Below are 24,186 nucleotides of genomic sequence, written 5' to 3' on the forward strand. Positions count from 1 at the left end.
TTGAAGAAGTTAAATGGATTTATCAGGCTAATGATGGTATTTCTAGTAGCTACCACATTAATTCTAAGTAGCAGCTTAGCAGCTGCTTCAGCCCTTGATCAAGAGGGGGCAGAGGATTTAGACATAATGTCTATAGATGGAAGATTATCTATAGACCTAAGATATAAGCCTAACGGTGGTGGAGACTGGACAAATATTTCCGAGGGGGAAAGCATTAGCTTAACTGCAACGGAAGAATACGTACTGGAGTGTACAGTTGAATACGATACTGGAGTAATAACAAAAGCAGTCCCTATAAATGGGGTTGTGCTTGAATTTAATGGAGCACCTATAGACGATTTTTCAATTGGAACAATTGAAAACAACAGCAGTGAGACACGGGAATTCACTTTTACTGCTGATGAAGGAATCCACAATATACTAGTGACAGTAAGTGGAGATGATGGAGCTCAAACAGGAGACGAAATATCCTTTAGCTATGAGGGTGTAGCTATAATACCCATTAGTGGAATTACTATTGTAGGCGACGAAACTGAAGTAGTAGTAGGTGAAAGCCTGCAGCTAACAGCAATCGTGTATCCTGAAGACGCTACAAATCCAGATTTTACATGGTCAGTTGAAAATGGAACGGGTGAGGCCACAATTAGTCCCGAAGGTTTGTTACAAGGTACCGCAGTTGGAGAGGTAACTGTAACAGCGGCGGTCTATGAAGTTCCGGAAATATTTGATACTAAAAGTATTACAATTATACCTCAAATAGCAGAAGAGGAAAAAGGCTCAATACAGATAATTAATACAATAGAAAGTGAAGATGGAGAGCCTCAAAGTGGAGTAATGTTTAATCTATTGAAAGATGGGGAACCTCTAATAAGTGAGTCGACAGATGAAGAGGGGATCGCATTATTCGAAAACTTAGAGGTCGGTATCTATCACATTGAAGAGGTTGAGGTTGATGGCTACTATTCGAATTTTGATTTTTCAGAAGGCATATTAGTAACAGCAGAAAATACAACCATCGTTAATGTAGTTAACATTCCCTATAAACCTTTAAGGCCAGTATTAGAGGGCATTGAAGTTGTCGGTGAGGGATTGTATAGAGCTTGCTGGGGATATAAAAATGACAACGATATTGTAGTAGATGCAGAGGTTAGTAAGTTTTCAGGTAATCCATCTGGGGAGATTATAATACCTATGGCATCTGAGTTTTTACCGGGAAGACATAGTAACGTTTTTTCCACATTATTTGACGGAAGCAACCTAGTGTGGACTCTAAAGGGACCAGACGGTAGTCAAAGGACTGCTACAGCATCAGCCAACTCTCAAAAATGCAAAGGCTCAATTACATTTATAAAGGAAATTGAAAACCTAAATGAAGAAGATATAGTAGAAGAGGAATTTACAGTTAGACTAATAGGGATGAATGAAGATATATACGAAGTTGACTTTAGTTTCAATAATAATGGAAGTATCCATCTTGTTCCTGGAAGATACTATATTGAAGAAATCCTACATGGAGAGTCACAATTCATATTTCTAGGCTTCGGTGGTGAATACGTAAATATTGATGAAGATGGAAGCTATTATGTAGACCTTCAACCCCATGACGAGCTGACAATAACGGTAATCAACCAGAAGGAAAAGAAATCAGATCCAGATCCAGATCCAGATCCAGATCCAGATCCAGATCCAGACCCAGATCCAGACCCAGATCCAAAACCAAGGCCAAAACGAGATCCAAAACCAGATCCTGAACCAACTCCAGTTAATCCAGAGCCAATAACTGCTACCATTATTTCTGTTACCGGCGGAGAGGAAGAAGTTGTAATAGATGAAGAGGTGCCTGCAGCACCAACGGATTCTAATGTTGAAGAAGAAGTCGTAGAAGAAGAAACAGTAATCATCTTGGATGAAGAAGTGCCAACAGCACCCCTACCTAAAACTGGAGAAGGATCACCAATGTTATTCTACGGTTTAGGTTTATTAGTATCAGCATTAGGGTATAAATTAAAACGTAAATAATATATAATAGAGCTGGGGAATATCCCCAGTTCTATTAACATAAAGGAAGCTGATATTGATGAAAAACAAAATTTCTATAATATTAATAATCTTGGGAGGATTAATTTTTTCTTATCCCTTTTTAGAAAGGGCATATACCTATATTATGCAACAAAGGGCACTGGACAATTACGAAAAAACCATTGCTGAAGTGGAGGCTTCCCTCACAGATGAAGCAGATGAAGAGGCTTACCAGGAGTTTGTGGCCCTTGAAGATATATTTCAAAACTCTGTAGATTTGGGAGAATTGCCTGTTGAAGAATCAACTGTAGAGGAATCTACTGAAGAAGAAACCCCTACTAATGTCTCGAAACCAACTTCAAGTCCCTTAAATCCAATTGGAATCATAAAAATATCAAAGATTGATTTAAAGCTCCCTATATATGATGGTACCTCGGAGAGATATTTAAAGGTTGGGGTAGGAAGAATAAAGGGAACCTCTAGCCTTGGTGAAATTGGCAATGTAGCCTTAGCTGGACATAGAAGCAGAACCTATGGAAGATTCCTTAATCGATTAAATGAATTAGAAGTAGGGGACGAAATCATAGTAGAAGAGGGCGGCAATACCTACTCCTACACAGTGTACAAAACCCATATCGTTGAACCAGAAGATGTCAGTGTTCTGTATCGAAACAATAAAGACAGAGTACTCACTTTGGTTACCTGCGATCCTATTGAAACAGCCACCCATCGATTAATCGTTCATGCTGTTGCCAATGAGTAATGTAATGAGTAATTAGTTAATAATTATTAATGAAAAAAACCAAACAAAAAAAGACAATAGAATAATACTTAAGAAAGCAAAGCTATTTGTAGGACGTTTAAAAATTATGAAAAATTTAGCAAAAAAATGTTGATTACCAGATTCTTTGTGGTATAATTATATTAGGACAAGTATCATCTAACTACAATAATGTGACTTTTCACGATAAATGGCAAACCATGGGAAACTGTGGGACGCAAAGCTAAGGGCCTAATCGAAAGAATGGCAGCCAGCTACCGAAAGAGAAGTTTTTGTTTTTGTAAAAAACATAATAACTAAGGCAATTGTTGCAAGCAACTTTTCGCCGATAAAGGCAAACCATGGGAAACTGTGGGACGCAAAGCCAAAGGGCCTAATCGAAAGAATGGCAGCCGAGCTACCGAAGGGAGAGTTTTTTCTATGAGAAAAAGCAGAGTATTATCTCTAATTATAATAATGATTACATTACTTACCTTTAACGTTTTTTCCTATGGAGGCAATTCTGATATCTACCTTGTAGAGGATGACCTAAAAGTAGGATTAATCGGTGTATACAACAACAGTAATAACCAAAATCGATTAAAGCTTCTTATTGAAAAGGATGGAGAAAGGTATACATATAATATTTTCAATGAAGACGAAATTCAGCAATTCCCTTTGCAAATGGGCAACGGAAGCTACACTATAAAAATCATGGAGAATACTGAAGGAAATAAGTATCGCAGCCTATCAACCAAGAAAGTTCAGCTACAGCTTGAGGATTATAAAGCAGTTTTTCTCAACTCTATACAAGAGATTAACTGGGACCAATCAAATGAGGCAATAAAGCTTGCAGAAGAGCTCACTGAAGGCAAAACAACAGACCAAGAAAAGGTAGAGACTATATATACTTATATTATAGAAAACATAAGCTATGATTATAAAAAGATCGAAACATTAACTCCCTTATATTTACCCAATATCGACTCCACCCTTGAAGATGGACAAGGTATCTGCTACGATTATTCAGCTCTAATGGCAGCGATGCTAAGAAGTGTAGGGGTTCCAACAAAGATGGTAAAGGGCTACACTACAGAAATTCCTGGAGAATATCATGCATGGAACGAAGTACTTGTAGAAGGTGAATGGAAGGTTATGGATACCACCTTTGATGCAGCCTACTATCAATCAAATAGAGAGGTATCTCAGTATAAAGATTCAAATACTTATTCAGCACAAAAATTCTTTTAAAAATATACTTTTAAAAACCCCCTGACATTAATGGTCGTGGGGTTTTTGGTTTTTTAGAAAATAATCAAAGCGGATACTAATTGTTTTTTTTCAAAAAAACGAATAAAATATAAGCTAAGTAGAAAAATAATTCATTTTTGGAGGAAATTTATGGGCAAGCTTAAACGGAACGAGAGAATTGCAGCAATGATGAAAATATTAGGAGATCATCCGAATAAAATATATACGTTGAATTATTTTACCGAAAGATTTCAATCAGCTAAATCTACCATTAGTGAGGACCTTGTTATCGTTAAGCAGGCTATGGAGAAGATGTCCTTAGGTAGAATAGAGACAATTGCAGGGGCAGCTGGAGGAGTAAAATTTATTCCTCAAACCAATAAATCTCAAAATAAAGAGCTATTAATGGAAATGAGCACAATGCTAATGGATCCAGATCGAATCCTACCCGGGGGCTTTTTATATATGGCAGATATCATTTACTGGCCTAGTATCATTCAAAATTTAGGAGTCATTTTCGCAAGTCAATTTAGTCATAAATCAGTAGACTATATAGTAACTGTAGAAACCAAAGGAATCCCTCTAGCAATGATGGTGGCTAAGGCCTTAAATCTACCATTGGTAATCTTAAGAAGTGATAGTAAGGTTACTGAAGGATCAACGGTAAGCATAAGCTATGTTTCTGGTTCCTCTGGCAAAATTCAACAAATGTCCCTAGCCAAGCGGGCAATAAAACCAAATTCTAAAGTGATATTTATTGATGATTTCATGAAGGCAGGAGGTACTGCAAAAGGAGTCATGGATATGATGAGGGAGTTTGATGTAACAGTAGAAGGTATTGGCGTGCTAATCTCAACTAAAGGGCCAGAGAATAAATTAGTTGAGAATTATACCTCACTTTTAATACTGGATGAGGTAAACGAAAGGGATGGAATTATCGATATATATCCTAATCCAAAGCTAATTTAACCTGTATATTAGTAATTTTTATAATCAATTAACAAATAAATTCTGAAAACTTTGGGAATTAAGAAGGATATCTCCATTTTGTGGAGAATACAGGATAAAATGACATGCATTCCAGCAGGCAGAAGAAGGGTGGTGAGGGACAATGCAAGTGACTGATGTAAGAATTAGAAAGGTAGCAACGGAAGGTAAGATGAAGGCAATTGTTTCTGTTACTTTTGATGATGAGTTTGTAGTACATGATATTAAGATTATTGAAGGGCAAAATGGTTTATTTATTGCAATGCCTAGCAGAAAGATGGGAGAGGGTGACTTCAGAGATATTGCCCACCCAATTAATTCCGACACTCGTTCAAAAATTCAAGATGCCATTTTCGGGGAATATGAAAGAATGGGCGAAGAAGTTGAAATGATTGAAGAAGCAGGAGCAATGGCTGAGTAAGTCTAATCGGGGGGTCTCTTTTGAGGCTCCCTTATTATGTGGAGAAATTGTTGAAAAAAGGGGTTCATTATTTATCAAAAATATAATAAACTATTAAAGGGACGAAAATAAGAAAATACTATAAATATAAATATTTTGAAAATAAACCTGGAGGTGAGAGGATGAAATTAAAAGCGATAATATTGGCAGCAGGTGAAGGTAAGAGAATGAAATCCCGTATCCCAAAGGTTCTTCATAAGCTATGTGGACAAGGGATGTTGGCCCATGTAATAGAAGCTGCTGAAGGATCTCAGGTTTCTGAAACCATAGTAGTAATAGGTCATGGTGCTGATGAGGTAAAAAGCACCTTGAAGGCGGAGATTAGAACTGTTCTTCAAAAGGAGCAGCTAGGAACTGGACATGCTGTTATGATGGCTCAACAATACATAGAGGATGAAGGCAATGTAATTGTGTTATATGGCGATGGCCCGTTAATTACAGAGGATACCCTCAACTCATTAATTGATTATCATAATAAAGGATGCTATAGCGCTACGGTATTGACAACTGACTTAAGTAACCCCCAAGGCTATGGGAGGATTATCAGGAATAACGACTTAGAATTGGAAAGAATAGTAGAAGATAAAGATGCCAACCCACAAGAAAAAGAAGTGAAGGAAATAAATTCAGGAATCTATTGCTTCAGTTCAAAGGAGCTAAAGAATGCCTTACCTCTACTAAAAAGCAATAATGCCCAAGGAGAATACTATCTAACAGATGTTTTAGCAATTATTAAGAATATGGGCAAAAAGGTGGGCCTGTTTCAAACAGACAAATATGAAGATATAATGGCAGCCAACTCAAGGGATCAACTATCAGACCTTGAGGCCATTATGAGAAAGAGAATTAACCAAAAACACATGGAGAATGGAGTAACCATAATAGATCCTGCCAATACCTATATTGAAAAAAAGGTAAAGATCGGAATCGATACAACCATTTATCCTGGAGCAATATTAGAAGGTAAAACCATCATAGGGGAAGGTTGTAAAATTGGACCCAATTCTCATATAATCGATAGTGTCATTGAAGATCATGTAGAAATAGATAAGTCTACTATTAAAGAGAGTTCTGTTAAGAGCAATTCAACAATTGGACCCTACGCTTACCTAAGGCCAGGTAGCAGAATAGGAAATAACGTTAAAATTGGTGATTTTGTAGAGGTAAAGAACTCAGTAATCGGAGATAATTCTAAAGCCTCCCATTTAGCCTATATAGGTGATGCAGAAGTAGGAAAAGGGGTAAATATAGGGTGTGGAGTTATTTTTGTAAACTATGATGGGGTAAATAAGCATAAAACCATTATTGAAGATAATGCCTTTATAGGAAGTAATTCTAACCTAGTAGCTCCAGTTAAAGTAAATGAAAATGGATATGTGGCAAGTGGCTCCACCATCACCAAGGAGGTTCCAAAGGGAGCCCTGGCAATAGCCCGAAGCAGACAAGAAAACAAAGAGGGTTGGGCTGAAAAGAAAAATCAAAAGAAATAATGTACATACTGGATATAGGGATATTTCCCTAAGGATCAACAGAAGATATGAGGAGGAAGATGAATGAATACCAGTGGTAGTGAGATTAAAATTTTTTGTGGTAATGCCAATAGTAAGCTTGCTGAGGAAATTGCACAGCATACAGGGGTTCCCCTTGGTCACGCAGAGGTAACAACCTTCAGTGATGGTGAAATTGCAGCCAATATTAATGAAACCGTTAGAGGTGCAGACGTTTTTGTGGTTCAACCAACAAATCCTCCTGTCAACGATAACCTGATGGAATTACTAATCATGATTGATGCCTTTAAAAGAGCTTCAGCAGGAAGAATCACAGCGGTTTTACCCTACTATGGCTATGCAAGGCAAGATCGTAAAGCTAAGGCCCGTGATCCAATCACAGCAAAGCTAGTAGCTGATCTCCTTACTGTTGCAGGAGCCGATAGAGTTCTTACTATGGATCTACACGCATCTCAAATTCAGGGTTACTTTAATATACCAGTGGATCATCTGTTGGGAGTGCCAATTCTGGCAAGATACTTCCAATCCAAAAATCTTGGAGATGTTGCTGTTGTGTCCCCAGACTTAGGAAGTGTTACAAGGGCAAGGAGCTTTGCCAATTATCTAGATGCTCCAATTGCCATCATCGATAAGAGAAGACCGAAGGCAAATGTTTCCGAAATTATGAATATTATCGGTGAAGTAGAAGGGAAGAATGTAATTCTTATAGATGATATGATCGATACTGCCGGAACCATATGTCAAGCAGCCAATGCTCTAAAGGAGTTTGGGGCCAAAGAGGTATACGCCTGCTGTACCCATCCAGTGCTTTCGGGTCCAGCTTTAGAAAGAATCGAGAAGTCTGCTATTCAAGAGCTTGTAGTAACCAACACCATAGCTCTACCAGAGGATAAGATTATCGATAAAATAAAGGTAATTTCAGTGGCTCCCACATTTGCTGAAGCCATCACCAGAATTTATAAAAACATATCTGTAAGTAAACTTTTCGCATAAAAAGGTGAGAAAAATGTATATTGTTGTTGGGCTAGGTAATCCAGGCAATAAATATAGTGGTACAAGACATAATGTTGGCTTTCACACCATCGATTTATTGGCTGAAAGAAATGGAATAAAGGTTGGTAAGCTTAAATTTAAATCCCTTTACGGAGAAGGCTTTATTGCTGGGGAAAAGGTGCTTTTGGTGAAGCCACAAACCTATATGAACCTCAGTGGTCAAAGTGTTATTGACCTTGTAAATTTTTATAAAATGGATATGAAGAACCTCATTGTAATTTATGATGATATAGATGTAAAGTTGGGCTCCTTACGGATTAGAGAGAAGGGAAGCGCTGGCACCCATAATGGTATGAAGTCTATAATTTATCTATTACAAAGAGATGACTTCCCACGAATTAGAATTGGTGTTGGAAGACCAGAAACAGAAGATCTAGGGGATTATGTTTTATCCCCCTTTATTGGGGAAGAAATACCGGTAATTAAAGACGTAATTCAAAGGGCTGCAATGGCTGCAGAGACCATTATCCAAAAGGAACTTCAGGAGGCTATGAATAAGTATAACGGCTAAGGTGTAATATAATCAAAAAGGAGTTATGGGATGATTATTATTACAGGAATAATTTCCGCTATTCATGCTTACTTATGGAATAAAATCTTTTTAAAGAAGATTGGCAATAAAGGATTAATAACAGTGGTTCCTCTAATTGAAGAGATCTCTAAGTCTTTAGCAGCAGTTCTATTCAGCACCTCCCTTTTAGGCACTCATTTTATCTTTGGCATCATAGAGGGAGGGTATGATATAATAACCTCATCAAAGAAAATCGGCAAAATGGCGGCTTTAGCCAGTGTCATAAGCCATAGCATCTTTGGACTCATAACCTGGCAGGTATATTTTAGAATTGGTAGAATACTACCAGCCATCATCATTGCCTGCCTATTTCATAGTGGTTGGAATTGGTACATTACAAAATATCTATAAAAACAACAAAATAATCTATAAGCCCGGGTTAAAGAATCCGGGCTAATGATGTTAGGATGGTGGCTTATAATGAAGGAGCTATTATTAGCACCAATAAAAAAATCAATTGAATATAATCAGCTAATTGGTTCTATCAAGGCTAACAAAACCCCTGTTGCCATAAATGGTCTGAATAACTCTCAAAAACCTCATATAGCCTTTGGGATGTTTAAAGGGATTGATAGGCAAGTTTGTCTGATTACCTACAATCAGTTGGAGGCAAGGCAGCTATATGAAGATTTAAGGTTTTATGTTGGAGACCAAGCTTTGCTTTTCCCAGCTAGAGAGATGATATTCTATCAAACGGAGGCAATGACAGAAGCCCTAAACGAAGAAAGAATAAAGGTCTTAGAAAGGCTTTCCAGGGGTGGAAACTACATAGTGGTAGCCTCAATTGAAGCCCTTCAGCTAAAAATTACTGAGGCAAAGGAATATAAAAAACATTATATTCACTTTGAGGTTGGAGAAAGCATTAATTTAGATAGGTTAAACGAGATATTTCTTCATCAAGGTTATAAGAGGGTCGATATGGTAGAGGTAAGGGGAGAGTATAGTATTAGAGGGGGAATTATTGATGTTTATCCAGCCTCTGAGGAGCTTCCCTTTAGAATCGAGCTTTTTGATGATGAGGTTGACTCTATTAGACGCTTTAATCCAGAGACCCAAAAATCCGTCGATAAAAAAGATTCTGTAAGGGTATACCCAGCAACGGAAATAATCATCGAGAATCAGGATCTCCAAATTATTGAAGACAGATTATCTAAAGAGCTCAATAAGACTGCAGAAAAACTCGTTGGTGAAGGCCAGCAAAAGCTAATAGACAAGTTTAATGAAATAAAGGAAAAGCTTAGAAATCATATGGTTTTTCAAGGACGAAATTTACTATTACCTTATTTAGAGGGAAGAGAGGCCTCTCTTTTAGATTATCTTGTTAAAAACTCATTAATAATTCTAGATGAGCCCAGACGCATAAGGGAGAGTGCAGAAGCGGTAACAGAAGAGTTTCGAGATAACTTTCAAACCTTGTTAGAGAGGGGAGAGGTATTACCCTCTCAGGGAAGGTTACTCTATAGCTACGATGAACTGGTTGCTAAAATAACGAAATTTCCTTCCGCCACCATGAATATCCTACCCAAATATAATCCCGACTTCCAGCCTAGGGAAGTAGTCAACTTTATCAGTCGAGGTGTTCAGAATTATAATAGTAAAATTGAGTTTTTAGTTGAAGAGCTAAAGACCCTACAATACAAAGGCTATAAAATAGCCCTATTGCCTGGTACCAAAGAGAGGGCCCTGAGGCTATTGGAACTCCTAAAAGAAAGAGGTATAAAAGCCACCTTTGTAGTTTCCCCCCAAGAGGATTTGCAATCAGGACAAATAGTAATTATGCAGGGCAGCCTTCAAAATGGCTTTGAATATGTATCCTCAAAATACATGTTAATTACTGATGGAGAAATATATGGCGTTCATAAAAAGAAGAAGCATCAGGAGAAACGAAAGGATGCAGCACCCATCAAATCCTTTATAGACCTTCAGCCTGGAGACTTTGTAGTCCATGAAGGCCACGGAATCGGAAAATATATTGGAATTGAGGAGCTTAGGGTAGAAGGCATTAAAAAAGACTACTTGAAAATAAGATACTCTGGAGAAGACCATCTTTACGTACCCACCGATCAAATGGATCTCATTCAAAAATACATTGGTAGCGATGAGAACCCACCAAAGCTGAATAAGCTTGGCGGGGTGGAATGGACAAAAACCAAAGCTAAAGTTAAAAAGGCTATTGAGGATATGGCTGAAGACCTGTTAAAGCTCTATGCCGAAAGGGAGAAATCTAAAGGCTATGCCTTTAGTGAGGATACTGAATGGCAAAAACAGTTTGAAGATTTATTTCCATATGAAGAAACTCCAGACCAATTAAAATCTATTAATGAGGTTAAAGGGGATATGGAAAAAGAAAGGCCTATGGATCGTCTCCTTTGTGGTGATGTAGGCTACGGCAAAACAGAGGTGGCCATTAGGGCAGCCTTTAAAGCCGCTATGGAGGGTAAGCAGGTGGCTTTCTTAGTCCCCACCACTATACTAGCCCAACAGCATTATAATACCTTTGCTCAACGATTTTCAGGCTTTCCATTAAGGGTTGAAATGTTAAGCAGGTTTAAAACCCCTGCCCAACAAAGGGCAATATTAGAAAATCTAAGAACAGGAAATGTAGATATATTAATAGGTACCCACCGCATACTTTCTAAAGATATCTCTTTTAAAGATCTAGGCCTGCTAATTATAGATGAGGAGCAGCGCTTTGGTGTTAAACACAAAGAAAATTTAAAACAGCTAAAGAAGAATATTGATGTATTAACTCTAACGGCTACCCCAATCCCACGAACCCTACACATGGCAATGATCGGCATTAGGGATATGAGTGTAATAGAGGACCCTCCAGAGGAAAGATATCCCGTTCAGACCTATGTGATGGCCCACAGTGATGACATAATTAAGGACTCTATCGCTAGAGAAATTGCCCGAGGAGGACAAATTTATTATGTCTTTAACAGAGTTCAAGGTATTCATCAAATGGCAGCTAAAATAGGCCACATGGTACCTAATGCTAGAATTGGAGTAGGACATGGCCAAATGAGTGAACGACAGCTAGAAAACCTGATGATAGAGTATTATCAGGGTATGTACGATGTTTTAGTGTGTACTACCATCATCGAGACGGGTTTAGACATTCCCAATGTTAATACAATCATTATTCATGACGCCGACAAGCTAGGATTATCTCAACTGTATCAGCTTAGAGGAAGGGTAGGACGATCCAATCGTCAAGCCTATGCCTACTTGATGTATGAAAAAAATAAAGCCCTATCAGAGGTTGCAGAAAAACGTCTTAAGGCGATTAAAGACTTTACTGAGTTTGGTTCTGGGTTTAAAATTGCCATGAGAGATCTGGAGATTAGAGGTGCCGGTAATCTTTTAGGTGGAGAGCAGCACGGACATATGGCTGCCATAGGCTACGACCTATACGTAAAGCTGTTGGAGGAGACTGTAGGAAGCCTTAAAGGAGAAACGGTTGAGCACTTTGAGGAAACCACCATAGACCTTAGTGTGAATGCATACATTTCAGAAAAGTATATAATAAACCAAAGTCAGAAAATAGAAATTTACAAAAAAATCGCATCCATAAGAAACAAACAGGATTTATATAGTATTGAAGAGGAGATCGAGGATCGATTTGGTGATATACCAGCCAGTGTTAGAAACCTACTTTCTATCTCGTATATTAAGGCCCTAGCAAAGACTTTAAGAATCACCAGCATCAACCAAAAAGCTGGGGAAATAACCATAACATTTAAGGATGGAAGTATGTTAATGCCAGAGAATATTAGCGAAGCCCTATTTAATTATAGCAGAACCCTTCGCTTTCACGGTTCAAAGGAACCCTACTTTGTTTATAAAATTACTACTACTGACCAAAATAAGGTTCTTAGCGACCTTAGGGATATTATAGAAAAAATTAGTGGTTTGCAAAAACCTATAAATTCGTTATAATAGAAAGGACGAATAGATAGGAGTTGAAAATTATGATTAAAAATAAGAATAGAATAATTATGACCATAGTCCTTATTTTAACCATGAGCTTACTGCTGGTGGGATGTGGTGGAAACAAAAAGTTAGATGAAGAGTCCGTTGCTATCGTAAATGGAACCAAAGTATCTTTAGAGGAATATAATAAAAATGTATTATTATTCTCATATGGTTATACAACAGAAGAACTAAAAAAGGATGAAGGCACCACTGGTTTAACCTTAGAAGAAACAATTAAAACCTATGTAATGGATAAGCTAGTATTAGAGGCTGTTGTTACAGAGGAAGCGAAAAAGAACAATTTAGTTGTTGAAGATTCTGAGATAGAAGAAGCCTTTAACCAATTTCAAACTGATAGGGATCAAGATGAAGCCTTTAATAACTATATGACAGAAAATAATATAGACGATGAGTTTATGAAGAGTTTCCTAAAAACAGGAAAGCTGATGTCAAAGTATGAAGTATTCTTTATCGAAAACTCAGAAATCGGTGAGGCTGAAGCTCAGAAGTACTATGATGAAAATACAGAAGCCTTTATAAATGAAAAGGTAAAGGCTAGACATATTTTAGTTGGTGAGCTTGAAATTGCTCAGGAGTTAAAAGAAAGAATCGCAAATGGCGAGAGCTTTGAAGATTTAGCGAAAGAGTATTCCTTGGATGAAAGCAATAAGGATAAAGGCGGGGATCTTGGCTACTTCGATAGACATACGATGGTACAAGAGTTTTCTGATGCAGCCTTTAGCCTGCCAATTGGTGAAGTTAGTGAACCAGTTCAAACCATGTTTGGTTACCATTTAATACTTGTAGAAGATAAGTTATCTGAAGAAGTAAAATTTGAAGAAGCAGCCCTAGGAATTATCGAGGGTCTTAAACTACAAGAACTTAGAGCCCACATTGATGAATTAATGAATAAAGCTGAAATAGAAAAGAAGGAAATAGACGAAATAAAATAATATATAGATGCCTACAGATGTTCAAAAGCTGTTAGAGGGGTTAAAACCCCTCTAATTTTTTTTAGCCTTTTCATTTTTTCCCTCTAGTGCATAAAAAAGAGGAATCAGTAAAATAATATATTTACGATACAATACTACTTACACTAGGAGGTTATATAAGTGAAGGCAACAGGTATAGTAAGGCGTATAGATGATTTAGGAAGAGTGGTAATTCCTAAGGAAATTCGTAGAACCCTTAGAATAAGAGAAGGTGACCCTTTAGAGATATTTACTGATAGAGAAGGGGAGGTAATATTGAAGAAGTACTCTCCAATAGGAGAACTCAGCGAATTTGCAACAGAGTATGCTGAATCCCTTCAAGAGGCATTGGGTCATATGGCAATCATTACAGATAGGGATACAATTATTGCAATTGCAGGAGCATCTAAAAAAGAGTATATGGATAAAAGAGTGAGTAAAACCTTAGAAAAGCTGATGGATGAAAGGGAGGTAATCATAGTAAATCAAGGGGAGCAAAATTATCCTATAGCTTCGGATGAAGGCGATGGAAGCAAATATAATGCTCAAGTAATTGCGCCAATAGTTACCCAAGGTGATCCTATAGGAACTGTAATTCTATGTTCTAAAGAAAAGGGAATCACAATGGGAGAAACCGAAAAGAAAATTGCTCAGACAGCAGCAGCCTTTTTATCAAAGCAAATGGAACAGTAAATATACCCCGGTCTCCGGGGTTTTTACTTGTTTAATAGGAAAATTCTCTTTGTTTCCTATTAAATGGGGGATCATAAGGGGCCCCTCCCCCTTATAAAAATAAGGAGAGTACAACGGAGTGTCCTAGAGAACGCATGGGTTCTCTGGAAAACAAAAGCATTTTAACCATAAGTATTAACGCATGAAATGCTTTTGTTCTAATTCCATAGCCGAAGGCTATAGATTATCAATTATATGTTAAAGATATAAATACAGTGAATAACTAATAACTAATAGTTAAAATTTTTTGTGTATGGATATTTTGTTTTCATATGGTTTTAATTTTAATATATATTGCTTCGATGAATGGAAGCTTCATCAATTCAACATTTAACATTCAACATAACATAATCATTTATTTTGCTTCAACAACCGTTTTCTGCTATAATTAAGCATGATTTGATCAACGAGGGAGAGATATTATGAAAAAGGAGTCCTTTTTAAAGGGTGCTGCTATTCTAGGAATTGCAGGAATATTCATTAAGGTTATGGGAGCATTTTTTAGAATCCCATTAGGAAATATAATAGGTTCAGAGGGTTTAGGTTACTATCAGGTGGGTTATCCAATATTTAATTTTCTTTTGGCCTTTTCTGTCGCAGGTTTCCCAACTGCAATTTCAAAGCTTATAGCAGAAAAAAGGGCCCTTAACAATTATATCGGTGCCAATCAAGTGTTTAAAACATCCATGCTGGTGCTTTTTATCATAAGCTCAACCTTCTCCCTGGCACTATTTTTTGGAGCTCGATATTTTGTAAATGACTTCGTGCAAAGTCCTAAGGCCTTCTATGCCGTCATTACCTTAGCACCAGGCTTGTTCTTTGTATCGATGCAGGCAGGCTACAGGGGCTACTTTCAAGGATTAAAGGACATGGTGCCAACAGCCGTTTCCCAACTGGTGGAGCAGCTGGTGAGGGTAATTATAGGACTATTATTAGCTGTATACTTAATGAATCAGAGTGTAGAATATGCAGCTGCAGGGGCATCCTTCGGAGCAACAGCAGGTGGAATCGCTGGATTAGGGGTAATCCTAATCATCTACTATAGACATAAGAGAAAGCTTAAGAACCATAATGAACCCCTTATTGGTGAAAGGGATCATTCAAGTAATATTATTAAGGAGTTAATGAGGATTGCTATTCCTATAACCATAGGAGCTTCCATTATACCCTTAATAAGCCTCTTAGATACAGCCATCGTAATAAGAAGACTTCAATCCATAGGATTCTCATATTCTGAAGCAAATAGCTTATATGGACAGCTTACAGGAATGGCCACAACCCTAATTAATTTACCTCAGGTTCTAACCGTTGCATTAGCCATGAGTATCGTGCCTGTAATAGCAGAATCTAGTGCAAAAAATAATTTGCCAGAAATACAAAGAGATACCCAATCTGCCATGAGGATTTCTATGTTAATAGGATTACCATCAGCAGTTGGTTTGGCGGTTTTATCTACACCCATTATGCAACTACTATTTCCAAATGAACCTGCAAGTGTAGGGAGGGTTCTTTTATATCTATCCTTCTCGGTTCTTTTTATAACTCAAATTCAAACCATGACGGGTATATTGCAAGGATTAGGAAGGCAGGTTATACCAGTTAGAAACCTACTTGTGGGAGCACTATTCAAACTGATTGTAACCTATGTACTGGTAGGGATACCTGCCCTAAATGTGAATGGTGCTGCTATAGGGACAGTAATGGCTTACTTGGTAGCCGCATCCCTTAACTATATTTCTCTAAAGAAATATACTCTTGTAACCTTAGACAAGAACAGAGTTCTTATAAAGCCAATCATTGCCGTTATCGTTATGGCAATTGTTGTAAAACTATCCCATATGGCATTTATTCCTCTTGTTGGAGAAAAGCTATCAACTGTAGCCTCTATTACTATTGGTGGAATCGTTTATGGGGTTATGCTTATAGCAACAAAAACCATTACAAGGGAAGATTTTAATATGCTACCTGGTGGAGGAAAGCTGATAAAGATCTTAGATAGATTCGGTGTTTTATAGCAGTAGGAAGGAGAATGGAAGTGGGTAAAATAACCATTGCTGGTTTGGGCCCTGGTTCTAAAGAACACCTCACTCTTGGAGTGGTGGAGGCCATAAAAAACCATAATAACCTATACCTTAGAACAGAAAAACATCCAACAGTTGATTATTTAGTAAAGGAAGGCATCAACTATAAGAGCTTCGACGATGTCTATAATCAACATGAAAGCTTTGATGAAGTTTATCAGCATATATGCCAGTATTTATTGAGGGAAGCTGCTGATCGAGACATCCTTTATTTAGTTCCTGGTCATCCATATGTGGCAGAATATACTGTTGACCTATTGGTTAATCAAGTAAAGGAAAAAAACATTGAAATTGATGTTATTCCAGCCATGAGCTTTTTAGATGTATTGCTGCCTATAGTGGGCTTAGACCCTGTAGCTGGATTTAAGCTATTAGATGCACTACAGCTAGATCATCAGGAGCCCGATCCCCTGGTGGCTAATATCATTACACAGATGTATGACTCTTATGTGGCTTCGGAGGTTAAGCTTAAGCTGATGGAGTATTATGATTATCAGCAGGAGGTATTTGTAATAAGGGCAGCTGCAGTACCTCAATTGGAGAGGGTTGAAAGGCTACCCTTGTACCAACTAGATAGAGTTGATTGGGTGGATTATCTTACCAGCCTTTATATACCAAGGATTGACAGCAATCAAAAAAGATTTTATAATATGAATAATTTAATTGACATCATGGAAAGATTAAGACATAAAGACGGTTGCCCGTGGGATATTCAGCAGACTCATGAGACTTTAAAGCCTTATTTAGTAGAAGAGGCTTACGAAGTCTTAGAGGCAATTGACCTTGAAGATGACCTCCTCCTTGAAGAGGAGCTTGGAGACCTATTACTACAGGTTGTTTTCCATAGCCAAATTGCAAAGGAAAGAGGAGCCTTTAACATTAAAGACGTTATTAGGGGAATCTGTGAGAAGCTTGTATATAGGCATCCCCATGTCTTTTTAGATGTAAAGGTAGAGGATAGTGAAGGTGCCCTAGATAGTTGGGAAGAGCAAAAAAGGCAGGAGAAGCATATAAAAAGCCATACAGAGTCGATGATTTCAATACCAAAGGAACTACCAGCCTTAATGAGGGCAGATAAGATTCAAAGGAAGGCAGCAAAGGTGGGCTTTGATTGGGACAACCCTCAGGATGTGATTAATAAGATTCATGAAGAATTGCAGGAGCTATTAGAAGCACAAGAAAAAGGAAACCCTGTAGAAATTAAAGAAGAGGGTGGAGACCTGTTATTCGCAGTAGTAAATCTTTTGCGCTTCTATAAGGTTGAACCTGAAGATGCCCTAAGGTCTACAATAAACAAATTCTTAAAAAGATTCAGCTACATAGAAGACAAAGCGAAAAAAATGGAGCAAAAACTAGAAAACATGTCTTTAGCTGAAATGGATCTTCTTTGGGAAGAAAGCAAAAAAAATAATACAATAGCACCAAAATGTTAAAAATGTGGAAAAAAAATATAGAAAATCTAATAAAAAGAAGGATTTTCTGATTTTAAAGAGAATATCACATACGTATTCTAAAATTAAAGGAGGTTTTTTAAGTGAACAAAGCTGAATTAGTTTCTAAAATGGCTGAGAAAAGTGCATTAACAAAAAAGGATGCTGAATTAGCATTGAACTCTTTTATGGAAAGTGTTGAAGAGGCTCTAGTAGGAGGAGACAAGGTTCAATTAGTTGGTTTTGGAACTTTCGACGTAAGAGAAAGAAAGCCTAGACAAGGACGTAACCCAAGAAACCCAGAGCAAGTAATTGATATCCCAGCTTCTAAGGCTCCAGTTTTCAAGGCTGGTAAGACTTTAAAAGAGAAAATCAACGGATAATTAAATCAGGTCTTAGACCTGATTTTTTATCTTTTGGCGAGTGATTTGCCATTACTTTAATTTAATTACTCAATATTGTTATTATATAGTGTTTTTTAATATTTTTTATAATTGCTTCGAGGAATCGAAGCTACATCAATTCAACATTCAACATTCAACATTCAACATTCAACATTATTAACGGAGGTGTCAAAATGAGACTAGACAAATATTTAAAGATATCTAGAATAATCAAACGCAGAACTATAGCCAAGGAAGCCAGCGATAGTGGAAGAATCACAATAAATAATAAACCTGCCAAGGCCAGTACTGAGGTAAAAGAAGGGGATATCATTGAAATACAGTTTGGAGACAAAAAATTTATTGCAGAAATTACTACAGTAAAGGAACATGTTTCAAAGGACGATGCTAAGGAAATGTATAGGATTATAGAGGGGTAAGGAAACCAGTTAATAGTTAATAGTGAAAGGCAAGATACAAAAGGTAAGTTAATAGGGAATAGGTAATAAGTAATAAGGAAAAATTCAGAGTTTGTAGTGAAAAATTAAAAGTGAAAAATGAAAAGTTATCCTAAAAGATAAGACTTAAAAGTAAAATCCCAACATGAGCTAAGCTAAATCTTATTATTGAAAAACTGCATACAATCCTTCTAGAGACAAATAATATGTGTAATAACAATGTTGTTTTAATTAATAGAAATTTACTATGTAAATTTCAAACAATATAAATTTGCTTCTATAGAGCAAATTTATTCAATAATTCAACATTCAACATTCAACATTCAACATTACTCATTACTTATTTATACGAGGAGGTTTTGTATGAAAAATAAAAAGTTTATCCTTATACTCATAGCTATTTTATTAACGATATCTGCCTTTGGCTGTAGGCCTCAGGAAAGGCCTGAAGGAAGAAGAAACCCAGGAGATGGAGATATCCCCCCTATACCAGAGGAAATAAGCCAAGGTGAAGGGAAAGAGCCCCGTCTTAAGGTATATTTAGTAGAGAACCAAGGAATTAAAGAAATGAACTTTGAAGAGTATGTTGAGGGTGTATTGGCAGGAGAAATGCATAATGATTGGCCAGAGGAGGCCTTAGCGGCTCAAGCTATCCTAGCTAGAACCTTTGTAATGGAGTTCGTAACATCAAAGGGCGGCTCTAAATATGAAGGAGCCCATGTATCCACCGATATAGAGGAGGCTCAAGCATGGGATGCAGCAAAGATCAATGACAGAATTAAAGAAGCTGTACAAAGAACCAGAGGAATGGTAGCCCTCCATGAGGATGAATATATTAAAGCCTGGTTCCATGCCCATGCCGGCGGGAAAACAGCAACGGCTAAAGAGGGGTTGGCCTTTGAAGAGGAAGAACCCCCATACATTCAAGTTGTAGAGTCTCCGGATTCTGCAGAGGCTCCTCCAGAGGATACCAACTGGAGAGCTGAATTTACTAAAGATAAAATTAAGCAGGCTGTCAGTGAATCAGGACAGCAGGTGGCAGATTTTAGTGCCATTGAGGTAGTAGAAACCGGACCTTCCGGAAGGGCCACCAAGCTTCAGATAGGAGAAGCAACCGTAAATGCTGCTTCCTTTAGGGTTGCCTTAGACAGTACCAAAATGAAATCTACTCAGCTAAAAAACATTTCAGTTGAGGGAAACAAGGTAATTATGGAGGGCGTAGGCTATGGCCATGGAGTAGGGTTGAGTCAATGGGGCGCATATCAAATGGCCAAGGATGGGAAAAGTGCTTCAGAAATTATTACCTACTACTTTAAAAATGTAAGGGTAGTCAATTTGTGGGACTAGCCTAAAATGGTTCTATTCCCAGTGCCTTCCGCATACTATAACTTGAGAAGATAGATGGGGAAGGTGAAAAAGGGTGGATGAAGGTAAAGTAAATAAAAATAAAAATAAAAATCATAATATGATTCTAGAAAACAGAGAGAAGGTTTCAATATCAGGAGTTGAACACGTTAATAGCTTCAATAGCGAAGTAATCATCCTTGATACTGTTGCCGGATTATTAACTATAAAGGGGCAGGAGCTAGATGTTAGCAAGCTAAATATAGAGGACGGCAATGTAGTGATAACAGGAACGGTGTTCTCCATGCAATATAGTAATAGAGAAAGCTTAGGTAGTAAAAGCTCCGGCTTATTAGGAAAAATGTTTAAATAGAGCATAAAAAAGTAAATCCAAACAAAGGATTTACTTTTTTTAAGGAATAAATGCAATACACCCCATGGAAAATACTATAAATTTTGTCATTATTACAAAAAGTTTATTTTAAATAACCCCTCTACATTATTGATTTTTGATTGAAATTGTACTACAGTATTAATGGGTACAAAGAATTTTGAATAAAAAATAAAGAGTTTAGAAATAAACAATTAGAACAGGTATCTGCAATCTTAAAACTATATTTTATTATCAATTTCAGAAAAGAGGATTGTGCACCATGAAGAAACTAAAACCTTACTATTGGTTAAGTGCCTTTATAATTCTAAGCACTATTAAGCAAGTATTTGTAGAAGGAATGATGGGTATTTCCTTAATAGAGCCCTACACCCTAATGATAAACCTACTAATATTTTCGGGGCTTTATGCCATAGTTTTTGTTACCTTTAAGAAAAATAAGTTGATCCACATCCTTAGTGTATATTCTTTATTGGCAATTATTCTATTTAGTAACTTAATCCATTACAGATATTTTCATATGCCACTATCCTTCTATTCCTTTCAAGCTTTTAAGCAGGTGGGGGCAGTGAAAACCAGCGTATTTTATTTAATCAAATTAACAGATGCCCTCATTTTTCTAGATTTGATTATCCTATGGCCCCTTCTTTTTAAGAAAAGAGCCATTACTGAATTTTTTACCAGCAAAAAAGATCGAATTATGGCCTATAGCCTATCTATAGTTGTATTTGCAGCTGCACCAGTTGCCAATAATAAGATTTTAAATGGAAATACCCACACCATTAATCAGCTTGGAACAATTAATTATCATCTTCAGGATCTATATGGATATATATTTGATCAATCCACCTTTGGTGGATATGATGCCACTGTCTTCAATTCTGGTATCAATCTTGGAGAGGGAAAATATCACGGTTTAATCGAGGGAAGGAACATTATTACCATACAGGTAGAGTCTATGCATAATTTTGTTTTACAGAGGGAAATTGAAGGCCAACCAATAACCCCTATTATGAACAGCCTTATAAATAAGGATTCTATCTATTTCAGCAGATATTATCAGCAGTTAGGTCGAGGAAATACCTCCGATGCCGAATTTGTATCCAATAACAGCCTGTATGCATCAATGAAAACCTATAGCTACAAAGAGTATGAGGGTAATGAGCTTTATACCTTACCGCAGGTATTAAAGGAAGAAGGCTACAATACAATTGCCTTCCATGGTAACGAGCCAGATTTCTGGAATAGAAAGAGCATTTATCCTTCTATAGGATTTAATACCTATATCAGTACAGATGAAATGGAAATGGATGAAGTAATCGGGATGGGAATAAGTGATGGCTCCCTATTTAAGCAATCACTAGGTTATCTTGAGAAGCTTCCGCAGCCCTTCTACAGCTTTTATGTATCCCTTACCTCCCATAACCCCTTTATCATCCCAGAAGAGCAAAGGGGCTTAACAATTGATGGAGAGTACAAGGACACCATAATTGCAGATTATTTTCAGTCTGTAAATTACTTTGATAGAATGCTAGGGGAGTTTATTGAAGAACTCAAAAGAAGAGATTTGTATGATAACTCAGTGATTGTAATATACGGTGATCACTTTGCCCTAGATATCCGTAAGGATAATATTAAAGAATTGATTACTGATTATTTAGGCAAACCCTATGATTTTGAAGAGTTTTTAAATGTTGGATTGTTGATTCATATTCCAGGCTCTGGAATAACAGAAACCTACACAACCGCTGGAGGGCAAATAGACTTTTTCCCTACAATGATGAACCTTGTAGGAGTTGATGAAATAAAGGGGAACATTTTAGGAAAGGACCTTATAAATACTGAAGAAGGCTTTGTAGCCCACCAAACCTATATGATTAGGGGTTCCTTTATTGACAACGAAAAGGTATTTGAATTTTCTAGAGATGGTAGATATGAAAATAGTAGGGCTTGGCGAATAGATAATCATGAGCCTGTCCCCCTAGAAGAGTGTAGAGAAGGCTACGAAAGGGCTTTACGGGAAATAAGAGCCTCGGAGTATTTATTAGATAATAACCTATCTAGACAAAAACAAAATAGTGATGAATAGATTAAAAACTACCCTCCGGGGTAGTTTTTAAAAAATGTTGAATGACTAATGTTGAATGTTGAATTGATATTAAATTTCCTTTGGGAAGTTTATTTATATAAGTCCAAGGACTCTTTACTGCATAGAATACTTTCTTCTAAATTTATTTTATAAAAATGGCTTTCATCTTTAAAAGCTTCAATAATTCAACATTCAACATTTAGCATTCCACATGCAAAATATTTTGTAATTATTATAAAAATACTTTGTAGACACGCACCTTTTGAAATTTTCCACATAATATGATAAGAAGTTAGAATTTCATGGGGTGATCATATGGATATGTATTCAATTAATCAAGAAGTATACATATTGTTAGCAACTATATACGGCGGTATTATCATAGGTTTCATATACGAGCTTTATAAGGTCTTTAGAAACATCTTTAAACCAAGGAAGGTAGCCACAAACCTGCAGGATATGTTTTTTTGGACAATTATAACCCTAGTAGCCTTTTATGTTTTAATCTACAGCAACAATGCACAGCTTAGATTCTATAATTTTTTGGGATTTTTGATAGGTGCCTTAATGTATCATTATGTATTAAGTAAGCCCGTTAGTAAAGGATTATATTTTTTGCTAGGGGTCTTCAAGGGTTTTTTTCATGATCTATGGCAATTGACAATATACCCCTTTCGTGTGGCATTTTCTTTGGTTGAGGTACCATATACCTATTGTAAAAAAAAGACAAAACCAGTATACTATAAATCAAAGAGGATTTTTAAACTACCAGGTAGAATAGTATACGATACCAAAAGAAGCATAGGTAGATATTTTAAGAAGAGATAAACCAACGTTTAACAAGGGAGTGGAGAATATGCCAAAGAAAAAACTGAAGTTCAACAGGATATTAATGCTATTTATTCCTATTTTCTTGTCGGCCTATGTACTCTTTACCCTTTATGAGCAGCAGATGGAGATGGTAGAGTTAAAGAAGCAAGAGGGCAACTATGTTGAAAAGCTAAATGCCACTTTAAATGAGATAGAAGAAATAAAGGCTCAGATAGAAGGAGCTAGCGAAGATGGCTTTATTGAAAAAATCGCTAGAGAACAATTAAAAATGATTGGTTCCGATGAGGTTATATTTATTGATATGGGAAAAGGAGGAAAGTAAAAAAATATATACCCATTTAAAATGTTGTATGGTATAATGGGTTTGAATATTGAATAACTTTCTTAATTATTAAAAGGAGGAAATTACATCTATGCCGTTAGAGGTAGGTAAAGTCGTAGAGGGTACAGTATCAGGAATAACAAATTTTGGGGCCTTTATCGACTTAGGAGAAGGAAAAACAGGTCTTGTTCACATTTCAGAAGTAGCAAATGATTATGTAAAAAATATTAAAGACTACCTTATGGATGGTCAAAAGGTAAAGGTGAAGCTGCTTTCAATAGAAAAGGACGGAAAAATCAGTTTATCTATTAAACAGGCAACGCCACCAAAGCCCAAAACCATCAAACCAGCAGAGGTTGATTGGAATAAGTCAGAGGATACCCAATCTATGTCTTTTGATGACAAATTAAGTAGATTTCTTAAGGATAGCGAAGAGAAGATGCAATCTATGAAAAGCAAGAATAAGAACAATCGAAAAGGGAATGGGCATTCAAAAAAAGCATATAAAGAATAAGATGTATAAGCCGGCGACCCCGGCTTTTGTTAATTTATGAGCTCAGGAGGAGA

At 36.8% G+C, this 24,186-nt stretch carries 22 protein-coding genes and 2 riboswitches; all 22 genes read left to right on the forward strand.

Annotated features, from left to right (window positions below):
- Positions 1-2,019: an Ig-like domain-containing protein gene (locus F8153_RS03730; RefSeq protein WP_151865019.1), complete on the forward strand. Its 2,019-nt coding sequence runs from the start codon at positions 1-3 to the stop codon at positions 2,017-2,019.
- Between the two features lie 58 nt (positions 2,020-2,077).
- Positions 2,078-2,782 (forward strand): class D sortase, encoded by a 705-nt coding sequence (locus F8153_RS03735; RefSeq protein ID WP_151865020.1) that lies wholly within the window; start codon positions 2,078-2,080, stop codon positions 2,780-2,782.
- Between the two features lie 200 nt (positions 2,783-2,982).
- Positions 2,983-3,062: riboswitch (cyclic di-GMP riboswitch) on the forward strand.
- Positions 3,063-3,123: 61 nt separating this feature from the next.
- Positions 3,124-3,205: riboswitch (cyclic di-GMP riboswitch) on the forward strand.
- A gap of 15 nt (positions 3,206-3,220) precedes the next feature.
- Positions 3,221-4,030: a transglutaminase-like domain-containing protein gene (locus F8153_RS03740; protein ID WP_151865021.1), complete on the forward strand. Its 810-nt coding sequence runs from the start codon at positions 3,221-3,223 to the stop codon at positions 4,028-4,030.
- A 150-nt stretch (positions 4,031-4,180) separates the two neighbouring features.
- Positions 4,181-4,999, forward strand: coding sequence for a pur operon repressor (purR, locus tag F8153_RS03745; RefSeq protein ID WP_151865022.1), 819 nt, complete (start codon positions 4,181-4,183; stop codon positions 4,997-4,999).
- 142 nt (positions 5,000-5,141) lie between these two features.
- Positions 5,142-5,438 carry a septation regulator SpoVG gene (gene spoVG, locus F8153_RS03750; RefSeq protein ID WP_151865023.1) on the forward strand — a complete coding sequence of 99 codons (297 nt, stop codon included), beginning with the start codon at positions 5,142-5,144 and terminating at the stop codon, positions 5,436-5,438.
- 161 nt (positions 5,439-5,599) lie between these two features.
- A complete protein-coding gene (gene glmU / locus F8153_RS03755) occupies positions 5,600-6,967 on the forward strand; it encodes a bifunctional UDP-N-acetylglucosamine diphosphorylase/glucosamine-1-phosphate N-acetyltransferase GlmU (RefSeq protein WP_151865024.1) in 1,368 nt (455 codons plus the stop codon).
- Positions 6,968-7,030: 63 nt separating this feature from the next.
- Positions 7,031-7,978, forward strand: coding sequence for a ribose-phosphate diphosphokinase (locus F8153_RS03760; RefSeq protein WP_151865025.1), 948 nt, complete (start codon positions 7,031-7,033; stop codon positions 7,976-7,978).
- Between the two features lie 13 nt (positions 7,979-7,991).
- Positions 7,992-8,549, forward strand: coding sequence for an aminoacyl-tRNA hydrolase (gene pth / locus F8153_RS03765; protein WP_151865026.1), 558 nt, complete (start codon positions 7,992-7,994; stop codon positions 8,547-8,549).
- A 30-nt stretch (positions 8,550-8,579) separates the two neighbouring features.
- The gene (locus tag F8153_RS03770) at positions 8,580-8,960 is read left to right on the forward strand and encodes a hypothetical protein (RefSeq protein ID WP_151865027.1); all 381 of its coding nucleotides are present in this window, start codon (positions 8,580-8,582) and stop codon (positions 8,958-8,960) included.
- A gap of 69 nt (positions 8,961-9,029) precedes the next feature.
- Complete coding sequence (gene mfd / locus F8153_RS03775; RefSeq protein ID WP_243136888.1) at positions 9,030-12,551, forward strand: transcription-repair coupling factor; 3,522 nt, start codon at positions 9,030-9,032, stop codon at positions 12,549-12,551.
- Between the two features lie 32 nt (positions 12,552-12,583).
- Positions 12,584-13,540, forward strand: a complete 957-nt coding sequence (locus F8153_RS03780; protein WP_151865028.1) for a peptidylprolyl isomerase — start codon at positions 12,584-12,586, stop codon at positions 13,538-13,540.
- Positions 13,541-13,699: 159 nt separating this feature from the next.
- Positions 13,700-14,251: a stage V sporulation protein T gene (gene spoVT / locus F8153_RS03785; protein WP_151865029.1), complete on the forward strand. Its 552-nt coding sequence runs from the start codon at positions 13,700-13,702 to the stop codon at positions 14,249-14,251.
- A 461-nt stretch (positions 14,252-14,712) separates the two neighbouring features.
- Complete coding sequence (locus F8153_RS03790) at positions 14,713-16,305, forward strand: putative polysaccharide biosynthesis protein (RefSeq protein WP_151865030.1); 1,593 nt, start codon at positions 14,713-14,715, stop codon at positions 16,303-16,305.
- A gap of 14 nt (positions 16,306-16,319) precedes the next feature.
- Positions 16,320-17,804 (forward strand): bifunctional methyltransferase/pyrophosphohydrolase YabN, encoded by a 1,485-nt coding sequence (gene yabN / locus F8153_RS03795; RefSeq protein ID WP_151865031.1) that lies wholly within the window; start codon positions 16,320-16,322, stop codon positions 17,802-17,804.
- A 101-nt stretch (positions 17,805-17,905) separates the two neighbouring features.
- Positions 17,906-18,184: an HU family DNA-binding protein gene (locus F8153_RS03800; protein ID WP_151865032.1), complete on the forward strand. Its 279-nt coding sequence runs from the start codon at positions 17,906-17,908 to the stop codon at positions 18,182-18,184.
- Between the two features lie 194 nt (positions 18,185-18,378).
- Positions 18,379-18,624 (forward strand): RNA-binding S4 domain-containing protein, encoded by a 246-nt coding sequence (locus tag F8153_RS03805; RefSeq protein ID WP_151865033.1) that lies wholly within the window; start codon positions 18,379-18,381, stop codon positions 18,622-18,624.
- Between the two features lie 381 nt (positions 18,625-19,005).
- Entirely contained in the window at positions 19,006-19,989 is a 984-nt protein-coding gene (locus F8153_RS03810) for a SpoIID/LytB domain-containing protein (RefSeq protein WP_151865034.1), read from the forward strand.
- Positions 19,990-20,062: 73 nt separating this feature from the next.
- On the forward strand, positions 20,063-20,359 hold the full coding sequence (yabP, locus tag F8153_RS03815; protein WP_151865035.1) for a sporulation protein YabP: 297 nt from the start codon (positions 20,063-20,065) through the stop codon (positions 20,357-20,359).
- 280 nt (positions 20,360-20,639) lie between these two features.
- Complete coding sequence (locus tag F8153_RS03820; protein ID WP_151865036.1) at positions 20,640-22,466, forward strand: LTA synthase family protein; 1,827 nt, start codon at positions 20,640-20,642, stop codon at positions 22,464-22,466.
- Positions 22,467-22,781: 315 nt separating this feature from the next.
- Positions 22,782-23,294 (forward strand): spore cortex biosynthesis protein YabQ, encoded by a 513-nt coding sequence (gene yabQ, locus F8153_RS03825; RefSeq protein ID WP_192929642.1) that lies wholly within the window; start codon positions 22,782-22,784, stop codon positions 23,292-23,294.
- A gap of 28 nt (positions 23,295-23,322) precedes the next feature.
- Complete coding sequence (locus tag F8153_RS03830) at positions 23,323-23,619, forward strand: FtsB family cell division protein (RefSeq protein ID WP_151865037.1); 297 nt, start codon at positions 23,323-23,325, stop codon at positions 23,617-23,619.
- A gap of 91 nt (positions 23,620-23,710) precedes the next feature.
- A complete protein-coding gene (locus tag F8153_RS03835) occupies positions 23,711-24,133 on the forward strand; it encodes a S1 domain-containing RNA-binding protein (protein WP_151865038.1) in 423 nt (140 codons plus the stop codon).
- Positions 24,134-24,186 lie beyond the last annotated feature (53 nt).

Source organism: Alkaliphilus serpentinus (assembly GCF_009017255.1).
Taxonomy (GTDB): domain Bacteria; phylum Bacillota; class Clostridia; order Peptostreptococcales; family Natronincolaceae; genus Alkaliphilus_D; species Alkaliphilus_D serpentinus.